The following is a 13,677-nucleotide window of genomic DNA, read 5'->3' on the forward strand; positions in this document are numbered from 1 at the left end:
TGAATTCATTTTCAAAGCAGCATTAGGCACAATGTTGCTAAAATACAACTTCCTTTATTTTTTCGTTATTTGTAGATGGCCGGACGCATACCACAATCATTTATCAATGAACTGCTCGCACGGGCAGATTTAGTAGAAATTATTGAACGGCGTGTACCTTTAAAAAAAGCAGGACGAAACTACACCGCTTGCTGTCCATTTCACAACGAAAAAACGCCCTCTTTTTCAGTTAACCCTGACAAACAGTTTTATTATTGCTTCGGCTGCGGAGTCAGTGGCAATGCCATTAGTTTTCTAATGGAATACGAAGGTCAGGAATTTGTTGCAGCAGTAGAAGATCTGGCTTCACAATTAGGCGTAGAAGTTCCAAGAGAAGCATTTGGCGATCAACCTCAAAAAACAAATAATGCGTTATTTCCGCTCATGGAAAAAGTCGCTCAGCACTATCAGCAACAATTAAAGCGCCACCCAACAGCGGTAAAAGCCGTTAACTATCTCAAAAATAGAGGACTTAGCGGAGAAATAGCCAAACAATATGGCATCGGTTACGCGCCTGAAGAATGGCAAAACTTGAGTCACCTCGACAAAGACAAGAAAAAACTCCAGAAAAACCTGGTAGAAACAGGCATGATGATCGAAAAAGAAAACGGTCATGCCTATGATCGTTTTCGTGACCGAATAATGTTCCCCATTCGCAATCGACGTGGCCAAGTCTTAGGTTTCGGCGGTCGCGTGATCGATAAAGGTGAGCCCAAATATCTCAACTCTCCAGAGACAACGCTATTTCATAAAGGAAAAGAGCTTTACGGACTCTATGAAATGCGTCGGCAGTTACGTAATGTTGATCATATTATCATTGTCGAAGGCTACATGGATGTGGTTGCTTTAGCGCAATTCGGTATTTATAACGCAACCGCCACACTAGGCACAGCAACAACAAGTGACCACTTACTAACATTGTTCCGTATTTGCCCAAAAGTTGTCTTCTGCTTCGACGGGGACAAGGCCGGCCGAGCGGCAGCTATAAGAGCACTCAATCATGCACTACCATTACTGAAAGATGCCCGCGAAGTTCGCATGATGTTTTTACCAGAGGGAGAAGATCCTGATACTATGGTTAGAAATATCGGGGCAGAAGCTTTTAAAGAGCAAGTTGAAATAGCGACGACACTATTCGACTATCTATTAGAATACCTGACTAATCAAGTTGATATGAATACCTTTGAAGGACCCGCCAAATTAGTTCATTTGGCAAAGCCCTTCTCACAATTGATTAAAGATCCTATTTTATCCGCACGATTCCAGCAGCGATTGAGTGAGCTTTCCGGTCTCAATGAAAAACAATTAAAACAAGTCTTGCCCCATGAGCAACCACAAACGCAAAAGGCGTCAACCACTACTCATACAGAAAACCCTGAGCAATCCTCGCCGAGTGAGACAACGACTCAAAACTCAAAGACAGTCAAAAGCTCCGGGAAAAACAAAATCCCCTTTCGCCGCGCCATTGCACTGTTGCTTCAGTTTCCCGAAGCTTTGCCCGCTGCTGATTTGAGTTGGCTCGCAGATATCGAGGAACCTGGCGCTCAAATACTTAACAAACTTATTCAGCTAATTTCAGCAGAAGAAGGTGTTACCACAGCCATGTTAATAGAAAATTGGCGAGGTCATCAGGAGGAACCTCACCTCACGAAACTGGCTACTATGGACCTGTTAACCCAGGCTGAAAATGCGCAAACCGAACTTTGTGAAATCACTAAGCATCTGGAAAAAAGCTATTTGATTGATCAATGGGACTCACTCATTGAGAAATCTCGGCTTCAACCTCTATCCACTGATGAAAAAGATAAGTTAAAACAGTTGCAAATTGCGATCAGTGCCCCCAGATAAGGTCTTCGCCAATAACGCTCGAGCCACCTTTAACCAAGTTTCGTTCGGTCTGAAAATCAGGCTGAATACTAAAAAAAGGTTTCAAACAACTAAGAAAAGTATTGAAATTAAAGATAAAGACAGAAAGTGAACACTTACAAACTTAACTAGTGATAACCCCTTTAATTTGAAAAGAAGGACATTCATTTAGATGAGCTTGGATCAATCGATAATTGTTTCTCACTTTTAATCAATCGATAGTTTTATTGAATGTTAAACTTTTACCAGATTTATTAACATTTTTGGTAACTTAGTAGTTAGTAATCTTGCTGATTTGGGACTAGACTGTGTATAATTGGCGGTTTCGTGTCCGTTGACTCGTACCGGGAAAATTCGGTTACGAATTGAGTTTTTTTAGTCTGATTTAAGGTTATTTGAATGACAGATAATTCCACTCCGTCGACAATATCTCAGCAGTCACAGCTGAAATTGTTGATCACTAGAGGTAAGGAGCAAGGCTACCTTACCTATGCAGAAGTAAACGATCATCTACCACCGGATATCGTAGACCCTGATCAAGTGGAAGATATCATTAGCATGATCAACGATATGGGAATTCAGGTTTTCGAAGCCGCTCCCGAAGCTGATGCGCTGTTAATGAACGAAGCTTCTGCTCCCGATGAAGATGCAGCAGAGGAAGCGGCGGCAGCACTGGCAAATGTTGACAGCGAGTTCGGTCGAACAACTGATCCCGTCCGTATGTATATGCGAGAAATGGGAACGGTTGAACTGCTTACCCGTGAAGGCGAAATTGAGATTGCCCGTCGTATAGAAGACGGCATTCGTCAGGTACTGGCTTCAATTGCAGAGTACCCCGAAACGGTTTCAATGCTCCTCGATGAATACGACAGATTTGTCGCAGAGGAAATTCGTCTAACCGATATTATCACTGGTTTTGCCGACAGCGAAGAAGAAGCAGCAATGGCAGCCAGCCACGTTGGTAGTGAAGTTCCCGAAGAAGAGCTTGACGATGAAGACGCTGATTTAGATTCGGATGATAGTGACGAAGAAGAAGCAAACATGGGACCCGATCCTGAGTTGGCGGCCAGCCTCTTCAATCAACTCCGAGAAAGCTATGAGAAAACCATCGGCGCAATTGCCAAGTATGGTCGAAATCACAAAAATGCGGTCAATGAAATTGAAGGCATGAAAGAGAACTTCCTGAAGTTCAGATTACTGCCAAAAATGTTTGATCGACTTTCAGAAAAAATGCGTAGCCGAATGGCCCTGTTACGTACTCAAGAAAGACTCATTATGCGCTTGGCGACTGAAACCGCCAAAATGCCGCGTAAAGAATTTATCCGAAGCTTTCCTGGTAGCGAAACAAATACCAAGTGGATAGATTCAATCATCGCCAAAGATCCTGAATATATCGCCGAACTTGAAGAAGTTGCTGAAGATATTATTCGCGCTCAAAATAAAATGGTGAAAGTTGAAAAAGATAGCAACTTAACCATTGCAGAAGTCAAAGAGACCAATCGTCGCATGTCTATTGGTGAGGCGAAAGCTCGTCGCGCCAAGAAAGAAATGGTAGAAGCTAACTTGCGACTGGTTATTTCAATCGCCAAGAAATACACCAACCGCGGTCTCCAATTTCTCGACCTTATTCAAGAAGGTAATATCGGCCTGATGAAGGCTGTAGACAAATTTGAATATCGCCGAGGTTATAAGTTTTCGACTTATGCAACTTGGTGGATCAGACAAGCAATTACGCGTTCAATTGCAGATCAGGCAAGAACCATTCGAATTCCGGTTCACATGATAGAAACCATTAACAAGTTGAATCGAATTTCGAGACAAATGCTGCAAGAAATGGGAAGAGAACCACAGCCAGAAGAATTAGCTGAACGAATGGAAATGCCGGAAGATAAAATCCGCAAAGTTCTTAAGATTGCGAAAGAACCAATTTCTATGGAAACGCCTATCGGTGATGATGAAGATTCCCATCTGGGCGATTTCATTGAAGATGGAAATCAGGACTCTCCGATTGACTCAGCGACTTCAGAAAGCTTGCGTGAAGCAACCAAAGCGGTTCTAGCTGGTTTAACAGCTCGTGAAGCGAAGGTTTTGAGAATGCGCTTTGGAATAGACATGAATACTGATCATACTTTAGAAGAAGTTGGTAAACAGTTTGATGTTACTCGTGAGCGTATCCGCCAAATTGAAGCCAAGGCGCTTAGAAAACTTCGTCACCCTACGCGCTCAGACAGGCTGCGAAGCTTTCTTGATGAGTGATTAGCTTACTCAGATAAAAGAGCCTTTTTTAAGGCTCTTTTTTTTGCATAAATTTAAGTTTCACCATTACTTTAATTATCAATTTTTTAAGCAACCCTTGCCACCCAGTTAAACCATATCGCAATTGTAAATAATTCAGCTAAATTAAAAACTTTTACAATATCTCTTACTTTTTCAGTCACCCGTTTCATCAAGAAATTAGCCTAACCTCAGGTATGTTTTGCCGCTAATCACCATAATAAAAATTCAACATCACGCAAATTTAACGCTGAAAACAAACGTGGCATAATTTTTTAGCTATACTTAATTCCAACATAGGATAGGTAACCTGAATTCAGGATAAAAAAATCAAAGAGACAACATTCAGGTTAAGTTGGTAAGTCCCTAATATTTCAGGAAGATTATTTGAATAATAACTCAGAAAACGACAACCCGGTTGCTTCAAAAAACTCAACTGCTCAGCCAAAAATCTTTCAAAAATCGCCTTCTTTAGAAGTGCTGCAGAATTTTATTGAGCGTATCAATCGCCTGGAGTCACTAGAAGATATCCTCTCATATTCTGCCAAACATACTGTTGAAGAATTGGGCTTTGAAGATTGTGTTATTTATTTACTCGATCCTGATTTAGAGACTCTCGTTCAAATTGCCGCTTTTGGACCGAAAAATCCAGATCAAACAAGCATTATCAATCCGATAACTATTCGGCTGGGAAATGGGATTGTCGGCCGCGCTGCAGCTAATAAGACAACTCTACGAGTAGCAGATACGAGGACGGAGCCAGACTATATTGTTGACGACCAGGTAAGGCTTTCCGAACTGTCGGTACCGATACTACACCAGGATAAGTTACTGGGGGTTATTGACTCGGAAAATAGCGCACTAGATTTTTTTAGCTACGAACACCAGTACTATATCGAAATACTCGCATCGGTAATCGCATCTAAAATCACATTCGAATCGACTATTATTGCATTGGAAAAAACCATTGATGCCTTAGGAAATTCGCAAAAATTATCCGATGTATATTTCCGTATTTCCGAATTAACCCACAACTCAAAATCAGAAGAGGAATTCTATTTAAACCTGCATCACCTGGTTTCGAAACAAGTAAAAACCCAGAGCTTTTTTGTCGTCTTACTGGATCGAAATACTGAAAATTATTCGTTTCCTTACTTTCACGATGAGAAAGAGGGCGGCAGATTTGATATCAAAATAGAAAACGAGATCATGAAGCAATCGCTGGTTGCTGAAGTCATTGAAAACCAGCAACCTTATCTTGCAGATTACCGCGAACTCAAACAGCGCTCTCTGAAAGGCCAACTCGTCAGAAATGGTGAAATCGCCTATAGTTGGTTAGCCGTGCCATTTCAGATAAGTGATTCACTTCATGGCGCAATAGCACTACAAAGTTATGACTCCACTATTATATTCAGCGCTGCAGATAAAGAATTTTTAAGCTTCTTAAGCCAACATGTGAGCACAGCGATTGAGCGGACACTGAAAGATCAAAAGCTACTTCATCAAGCCCTCCACGATCCATTAACCGGGCTCGCTAACCGTTCTCTTTTCCGAGATCGAGTTAACCACGCTTTCTCCAGGGTTCGCAGACATGACTCACCCGAGCTGGCAGTGCTTTTTATTGATTTCGACAACTTTAAATTGATCAATGATAATTTTGGTCATCAGGCAGGTGATGCGTTATTGCGCTTAACCGCGGAAAAAATACAACATCAACTACGGGAATGCGACACCTTGGCCAGATTGGGTGGAGACGAATTTGCCGTGTTATTAGAAGATCTGGAAAGTAGTTCTTTTGCAATCACCATCGCTCAGAGAATCCTCAAAGCAACTCAAGATGCAATAATTGTTGGTGATCAATCTATCTTCGTGACTATCAGTATTGGCATTGCACTTAAAGATGAAAATACTCAGTTTGCTGAAGACTTATTGAAAAATGCTGACCACGCGATGTACCACGCCAAGAGTAAAGGAAAAAATAATATTCAAGTTTACGAAACAACCTTACACCACGCAGTTGTATACGCAAGGCAAGTGTTAAGGGAGTTAGAAATCGCGCTAAGTGAAGACCAACTTGAATTTCATTTTCAACCGATTGTTGCACTTAACACCAGGGAGATTGTTGGATTTGAAGCGTTAATAAGATGGAAACACCCCACTAGAGGGCTTATTTATCCTGACGAATTTATCGAAATCGCAGAGCAAAATGATCTGGTAAGAGCGATAGATAGCCAACTACTAAAGCGCGTCGCGAAAACCCTATCGAATTGGCAAGCCTTAACCAACACTCCCTTGTACATTAGCGTTAATATTTCAGCGAAGCGATTTATCGATTCGCAACTTGTCAACGAAATTGAGCAAGTTTTTAAACAACATCGGCTAGTTCCTGGTTCACTTCTGATCGAAGTAACCGAACACGCGCTGATTAAAAATATCGGCAAAGCCCGATTGCTATTTCATCAATTGCGATCAATTGGTGTGAAAATATCACTCGATGACTTTGGTACAGGCTACTCGTCATTAAGTTACCTAAATCAACTACCTTTCGATATTATTAAAATTGATCGCTCATTTGTCACTAGCATCAATAAAAGAAAGTTAAATCATCCTATTATCAACACCATCGTGGTATTGGCAAAAACCCTTGATATTGAATTAGTGGCGGAGGGAATTGAATCAAAGCTTCAGTTAGAAATTTTACAGCAAATGGATTGTCAGTATGGCCAGGGATATTACCTGGCGAAACCTATGTCGGAACATGAAGCAGAAAAATTGGTCACGAATCGAAGTTTAAAGTCAGAGTAGCACTGCGCCCAAATTACTCGTTAATGTATTCGTAAAGAAAAAGCGCTATCGTGGACCTATGACAGCCGCTTTGCTCAACGATTTATCCCGAAGTTCAGAGTATTTAGTAATAACTTATTATCGACAAGAAAACTTTGGCACCATAGTAACGATTTTGTCTTTACCGTCCTTGTCCTCCATCAAATAGCAATTACCATCTTGCCCAACTTGATAGTATCTGTCTTGTTCAGAGTTAACCTCCGGCAGATAGCCATCTTCATCACCAACTGAATAGCCGTTTACCAACTCTTCATCTGAAGTTGAGTGAGAGGTTGTGGTCACAACTCTTTGCACAGGCTCATCATCATGACTCGCCTCTGTTAGCAAATGCCCAATAATACCACCGACGACTAACGCCCCAACAACATCTGAAGCTCGACTATGGCCATGTCCGTGGACGCCAACTGATACATGGCCCCTATGACCATGATGATATCCATGGTGACTAGATGCCGAATAGTGAGTTGAGCATGCAGTAATAAAAATCAGCGCGGGCGCTAACAGCAAAGTAACAGGAAATTTCATTAGAATCCTCTGACATAACACCGGTGCCGGACAAAGTTTTTCCAGTTGAATTTCCCTGGAACACCAATGGCCTATTAATGCACCTATACCTATTAAAACCAGTACCTATTAAAAATAGTACCCTTTGTTCAATATTCGCAACTCTATGAAATCTATACTTCAGTCTGCGACGTTTTGAATTTTGAACTCAGATATCGGTAAACAATCACACTTAAATAACAGTCCACAGATTAACAGTACATAGATTAACCTAAACTGAACATCCCAAAGGTCAACATAACTAATTGAATTTTATAGTAAATTATGAGAATTATCTGGTTGAAGCCACGTAATTTGCAACTTTAATGAAGTCTTCAAGGGCCAAATTTTCAGGACGAGCACCTGCATCAAGACCGACATCAACCAGTTCTTGCGCCGATATTCTCTTTTTCCAGACATTTCGGATGGTTTTACGTCGTTGATTAAAAGCGTCGCTCACTAAACCAGAAAACAATTCAAAATCGGCCACAGCCAGTTTCTCTTCTCTGGGTTTTAAACGAACAATCGCAGAATCAACTTTCGGAGGAGGATCAAAAGATTCAGGGGGAACCAAAAACAGCATTTGCGCGTGACAATAGTATTGAGTCATCACACTTAACCGACCATAAGTTTTACTACCCGGCTGAGCGACGATTCGCTCTACAACCTCTTTCTGCAGCATGAAATGCATATCCTGGATCGTCGGTAAAAATTGAAATAAATGAAAAAGGATCGGAGTCGAAATATTATAGGGAAGATTACCGACCACTCGCATAATGCCAGCCTGAGAAAACTGATTAAAATCTGTTTTCAACGCGTCCTGCTCATAGATGGTTAGTTCCCCGGCTCTATCACAATTAAACTTTAACTTTGGGATCACATCTCGATCGAGTTCAATAACGGCTATTTTTTTAGAATGGGGTAATATCTCTCGAGTTAACGCACCTAGCCCTGGACCAATCTCGATAATGTTATCGGACTCTTTGGGTTGAATACATTTTACAATCCGCTCAATAACGCCATAGTCGTGTAAAAAATTCTGGCCGAATCTTTTTTTCGCTTGATGTTGGTCGGGGGTAAAAGGTTTCATTAATCAAGCCCTTATGAAGAAGGTGTAGAAGGCTGCTCGGTAGCTCGACCAGAGAGTAATCGCAGGGCGTAGTTAACGGCATATTCTAAACTATCACTTGAAGCGGTGTAGCTCGCTGCTATGTCTAACGCCGTACCATGATCGACAGAAGTTCTGATATAAGGCAGGCCTAAGGTGACGTTAACACATTGTCCAAAGCCAAACGCCTTAATCACCGGAAGCCCCTGATCATGATACATCGCTAAAAAAACATCATAAGCCTTACGCTTCTCTGGTGTAAATAAAGTATCTGCAGGAAAAGGTCCAAAAACCAACTGACCTTGATTGCAAAAATGTTCTATTACAGGACGAATGATTTCGTCATCTTCATAACCTAATAGCCCGCCTTCTCCCGCATGTGGATTAAGCCCGCAAACAGCTACTTTTGTTTTTTCACCGGTTATATTTTCCAGTGAGTTTAAAATAACACCGATGACTTGCTTTAACTCGTCCTGAGTAATCGCTTGCGGTACTTTCGCTAACGGCAAATGGGTTGTAGCCAACGTCACCTTGAGTTCATCAGTAGCGAGCATCATTACCACTTTATCGATGTTGGCAGCCTTGGCAAAAAATTCTGTATGCCCGAGGAAGTTCTGATCAACCTGATTTAAATTAGCCTTATGGACCGGCGAGGTCACAATAGCATCGACAGTTTTATCTAATGCCAATTCGCTTGCGCGCGCAAGAATAGCTAGCGTCGCTTTTGCATTTTCAGCATTGAGTTTGCCTGCCACAACCGGTTGCTCACAGGGAATATTCTCAATATAAAGATGGCCGGGTTGATGTTTATGGACTGGCGAGTCCCAATCCATATTGATCAGTTTCAGTGATAAATTTAACGCTTGGGCAGTGGACTCAAGCAACGCTTTATCGGCGATAACAACAATCTGAGCGTCAAATTTCAGTTGAGCGACCCGAACAATTAACTCAGGCCCGATACCCGCGGATTCCCCCATTGTCAGCGCAACTCGGGGAATCAAGCTCTGTCGATTAACATTCATAGACTATCATTACTTACCAAGCTATTTTGGTCTATCATTCTAGAAGTTTAATTTCCAGAGGCAATCAATTTTCATCGATTATTTTGATATAAGCTTGCTCTTTTAATTCCTGAAGCCAAATCTGAGCTTCCTCTTCAAATTTTCTGTTATGCAAAATTCGATAAGCACGCTCTCTTTTCTTCTCTTCAGTTTGATCTTGATTACGGCGACCAAGAACCTCAATTAAATGCCAGCCAAATTCGGTTTTCACCGGCTCACTCATTTCATTCACTGCTAACGCTTCCATTGCCTTGGTGAATTCAGGTACGAAAGTTCCAGGATCACTCCATTTCAAGTCTCCGCCTAATGAACCGCTTCCTTTATCATCCGAAAATTCAATCGCCAGATCTTCAAACTTTTCGCCATCTACAATTCTTTGTCGAATCAATTTCAGTTTGTCAAAAGCAGCTTTTTCGTCAGTAATTGCATTAGGCGAAATTAAAATGTGGCGGACATGGGTTTGAATAACGCTGTGAGTTTCGAAACCACCCTTAGAATCAATCAGGTGCAATATGTGAAGTCCACTACCACTTCTCAATGGCTCAGAAATATCACCAACTTTCATGTTTTTAACGCTGCCAGAAAATAACGTTGGTAATTGAGAAGCATTGCGCCACCCTAAGTTTCCACCATTTAAAGCATTTTGACCGGCAGAATAAGTAATTGCATATTCCTGAAAGTTGGCTCCATTTCTTAATTCTCGAATCAATTTATCCGCTTTGTCGCGAATTTTGGTAATTTCTTCAGGCGAAGCCCCTTCAGGCAATGGTAGTAATATGTGGCCCAGAGAATATTGAACTCGGCTTAAACCTTCATTATCAATTTGCACTAAAAGGTTATCAACTTCTTTGTCGCTGATCTTAATTCGGCGCGAGACACTGCCACCACGCGCTCTGGAAACCATAATTTCAGCGCGAATATCTTCTCTAAAGATCGCCCAGGAAGTCCCCTCTTCTTCAATGCTTTTTCGAAACTGTTCAATGGAAAGGTTGTTTTGCTCTGCAATACGCGTGATAGCTGAGTCTAACTCAGTATCGCTAACTCTTACTCCAACCCGCTTTGCCATTTGCATTTGCAGCGACTCTAGAATTAAGCGGTCTAAAATTTGCGCTTGTAGTTTGTCTAACGGCGGAGCAGTTTGGTTTCGACTTTTAATCTGTTGCAAAACAGAATTTGTTCGTCTGACCAACTCACTTGCTAAAACCACATCCGAATCAACCAACGCCACTACGCGGTCAATCATCTCCAGCTTTGCTGAAACGATCGCTGATTGAAAACTGAAGGCAGCTACCACTGCAATTTTTAATAATTTCTTCATTACCTGACCATTCATATTATATTGATTCTCTATTTTGAGAACATACTGCTCACTGATATCATTCGTTCGACAACATTAACATCAACGACCTGTCTTACAGTAACCTACCACTTACTCACCCAAACTCGGCGCCTACCTCATTCAAATTGTGATGGCTAATTCGCCTGTTCCATCCAATTAGCCAATACCAAAGTCAATTTGAGTGAAATTAGTTGAGAAAGGGATCTCGATAACTCGTAATACTAGACTCTAACAATCCGCTTAACCCAGATTCACCAGCACTTCCCAATCCTTTAAATACAAATTGCAGATGGATACCATCACTATATTCGTCATCACTAATTAATATCGGATTGCCACTTCCATCTAACTGAGTGTTTAGATATTTTTGCGCCACCAAACGGACCGCCCAACAACAGGATTCATACTCAATTCCTGCTAAAGCCTCAATCGTCTTGTCTCGATTCATGTCATTATACCATCGACCAAGCAATCGCCACTCGGAATTTATCGGCCAAGCGAAAGAAAAATCACTTTCCTCGATAAGATCACCGGCAATTTCTCGAAACCTGTGGGATAAATTGACAATATGATTGGGTTTGGGTTCAAATTTAATCACACTTCTCGCCTGATTTGTATTTTCAGAGCGCTCATCCCAATCAATAAAACCACGATATGTGGTCGATTGACTCAACTTAAATTCAAGTTCAGCCAACCACGGAGAAGTGCTTTCTTGTTCAATCGTCTGCCCCGCTAGCTGGACAGTTCTATCGTCAAAATAGTAACGTCGCCCAAGACTGAATTTAAATACTTGCTCGCCTGAAGCGTCTTTTACCAATGTATTGGTCAACGCAACACTCACATGATTAGTGTCACCCACTCGGTCAATACCCGAAAATCGATTTTCCCGCCATAGTTGGTTAAAACCAAAAACAGGCAAAGTGGTATCAAAGTTATTGATTTCATCTTGTTCACGGTGAGGGATGTAGCTATAAAATACGCGAGGAATCAAACTATGCGTATAATCTTCCTCGTTCATGCGAGTCTTGCGATCGAAATAAAGACCGCTATCGAGACTAAATATTGGTAAGTCACGGGTAATCGACTGCTTTTGGCCGCTCAACTGCGATTCTTGCTCATAACGAGTCATCTGATAACTCAGCTTTGGAATCGTAAATCCCCAGATAGCGTTCATTGGATAGCTTAACGACGGTGTGAGATTCGTTCGCGTACCTTCAAGTTGAGCACTATCAGGATGCTCAAACTGGGTCCATTCTGAACTCAACTGCCAACGAAACCCACTGTCAGCCAAATGATCGGCATTAATATTAATACTGGGCAAATATCGATAAGAGTCGACGGCAATCAACGACTGGCTGGCACGGGCAAACATTTGAATATCCCAGATATCATCGGTATAACTTAAGTTTGCATGGCTGTTCAGACTCGTCGCATTGGACGATTCCAGGCCAGAGCCAAAATCACGGAAATAATCGCTATCACTCACACGCTGTGAGTGAATTTTCAATTGCCAATTTCGATTAAACACCGCGTCATGTTTAAAGTCAGTTAACCACCGCTCCGCAGAATTCGCATCGATTGAAGCACTGGTTGCTGGATCCAGGAGCAACGAAGCTACAATCTTGTCTTCGTCCATCCACTCGAAAAACCACTCAGAATAGGTTTTCTCGGTTAACCAGCGAAACTGACTGCCCCACTGAGTACCTCTTTTCTCGATGTGTCTGGGCGTAAAAGTCGCGTCAGCCCAGTGGGTAATATTCCAATAAATAGGCTGAGCAATATCCAATCCATTTCTATCATTATTTTTTATCGTTGGAGAGAGTAATCCTGATTTTCGCCGATCATCAATTGGAAAGTTTAAATAAGGAAAGTAAAAAACCGGTATGCTATTTACCTTTAAAACGGTATTCCAGGCCTCACCGCGCCCGTCAGCTTGTTCCAAACTCATTTCTGAAGTGGACAACTGCCAGCTTTCATCGCCTTTAGGGCAAGTAGTGAAAGTCAGTTCATTGAGTTCAGTGGTCGATTCCGGCTTAACGGTTACACTTTCAGCGGTTCCTCGACCACCATTTTCAAATAGAAAAAATTCTGCTTTTTCTAACTCGATGTTGCCAGTCTGGCGGTCTTGTTTAAGGTTTTTACCACCAAAGATAGCGTCACTCGATTCCACCGACACTTCGCCTGTGGCTGACAATTGTTGTGTTTGATGATCAACGATGACCTCTTCCGCGCGAATTGTCGACTGATGATCCTGGACTGTCACATTGCCCTTTAAATGGGTTAGTTTATTGCTTATTTCTGGTGCACTATCGTAGGAAATTCTGACTTTGCCTTCCTCAGGCATATCGTCTTTGACGGTTGCTGTGGATTGCTCTAAACCCAATTGCTCTCGACTAACCTCACACTGAGACAAAACACGCCAGTCAAATTTTCCGCTGGTTGTTTCGTCAGTACTGGTGTTGCTGGCATTATCAGCAGCTGCGGCAGTGCCAGCCATCAATAAGGGGATCCCCAATAAGGATGTCAATGGCGACTTTAATTGAGTTATTTTTCGAGTTTTTCGATTGGTCAGCAAATTGTTTGATACCTGCGACAAAAGGCTG

At 41.8% G+C, this 13,677-nt stretch carries 8 protein-coding genes; 3 read left to right on the forward strand and 5 right to left on the reverse strand.

The genetic code is table 11. The annotated features are described in order from the left end of the window. The first annotated feature begins 75 nt into the window (after positions 1–75). The 3 genes from dnaG (at position 76) to FLL46_RS10030 (ending at position 6,984) form a co-directional block, all read left to right on the forward strand. Positions 76–1,887 (forward strand): DNA primase, encoded by a 1,812-nt coding sequence (dnaG, locus tag FLL46_RS10020; protein WP_142893374.1) that lies wholly within the window; start codon positions 76–78, stop codon positions 1,885–1,887. Positions 1,888–2,304: 417 nt separating this feature from the next. Beyond that, positions 2,305–4,161: an RNA polymerase sigma factor RpoD gene (rpoD, locus tag FLL46_RS10025; RefSeq protein ID WP_142893375.1), complete on the forward strand. Its 1,857-nt coding sequence runs from the start codon at positions 2,305–2,307 to the stop codon at positions 4,159–4,161. A gap of 405 nt (positions 4,162–4,566) precedes the next feature. Further along, the gene (locus tag FLL46_RS10030; protein ID WP_142893376.1) at positions 4,567–6,984 is read left to right on the forward strand and encodes a bifunctional diguanylate cyclase/phosphodiesterase; all 2,418 of its coding nucleotides are present in this window, start codon (positions 4,567–4,569) and stop codon (positions 6,982–6,984) included. Positions 6,985–7,101: 117 nt separating this feature from the next. Here the strand turns inward: FLL46_RS10030 and FLL46_RS10035 are convergent, their stop codons facing one another. From FLL46_RS10035 to FLL46_RS10055, 5 genes are all read right to left on the reverse strand, one after another. After that, positions 7,102–7,548, reverse strand: coding sequence for a hypothetical protein (locus tag FLL46_RS10035; protein WP_142893377.1), 447 nt, complete (start codon positions 7,546–7,548; stop codon positions 7,102–7,104). A 310-nt stretch (positions 7,549–7,858) separates the two neighbouring features. After that, positions 7,859–8,656 carry a 16S rRNA (adenine(1518)-N(6)/adenine(1519)-N(6))-dimethyltransferase RsmA gene (rsmA, locus tag FLL46_RS10040; protein WP_142893378.1) on the reverse strand — a complete coding sequence of 266 codons (798 nt, stop codon included), beginning with the start codon at positions 8,654–8,656 and terminating at the stop codon, positions 7,859–7,861. Between the two features lie 11 nt (positions 8,657–8,667). Further along, positions 8,668–9,696 (reverse strand): 4-hydroxythreonine-4-phosphate dehydrogenase PdxA, encoded by a 1,029-nt coding sequence (pdxA, locus tag FLL46_RS10045; protein ID WP_142893379.1) that lies wholly within the window; start codon positions 9,694–9,696, stop codon positions 8,668–8,670. A 64-nt stretch (positions 9,697–9,760) separates the two neighbouring features. Beyond that, positions 9,761–11,053 (reverse strand): peptidylprolyl isomerase SurA, encoded by a 1,293-nt coding sequence (surA, locus tag FLL46_RS10050; RefSeq protein ID WP_168204120.1) that lies wholly within the window; start codon positions 11,051–11,053, stop codon positions 9,761–9,763. Between the two features lie 208 nt (positions 11,054–11,261). Continuing rightward, positions 11,262–13,670: an LPS-assembly protein LptD gene (locus FLL46_RS10055; protein ID WP_142893381.1), complete on the reverse strand. Its 2,409-nt coding sequence runs from the start codon at positions 13,668–13,670 to the stop codon at positions 11,262–11,264. Positions 13,671–13,677 lie beyond the last annotated feature (7 nt).

Origin of the sequence: Aliikangiella coralliicola (assembly GCF_007004725.1) — a bacterium.
Classification (GTDB): Bacteria; Pseudomonadota; Gammaproteobacteria; order Enterobacterales; family Kangiellaceae; genus Aliikangiella; species Aliikangiella coralliicola.

Excerpts from the sequence above, each read along its gene's own strand:
- dnaG (WP_142893374.1), top strand. The coding sequence starts at position 76 with ATGGCCGGACGCATACCACAATCATTTATCAATGAACTGCTCGCACGG.
- rpoD (WP_142893375.1), top strand. The coding sequence starts at position 2,305 with ATGACAGATAATTCCACTCCGTCGACAATATCTCAGCAGTCACAGCTG.
- FLL46_RS10035 (WP_142893377.1), bottom strand. The coding sequence starts at position 7,548 with ATGAAATTTCCTGTTACTTTGCTGTTAGCGCCCGCGCTGATTTTTATT.
- rsmA (WP_142893378.1), bottom strand. The coding sequence starts at position 8,656 with ATGAAACCTTTTACCCCCGACCAACATCAAGCGAAAAAAAGATTCGGC.
- pdxA (WP_142893379.1), bottom strand. The coding sequence starts at position 9,696 with ATGAATGTTAATCGACAGAGCTTGATTCCCCGAGTTGCGCTGACAATG.
- surA (WP_168204120.1), bottom strand. The coding sequence starts at position 11,053 with ATGAAGAAATTATTAAAAATTGCAGTGGTAGCTGCCTTCAGTTTTCAA.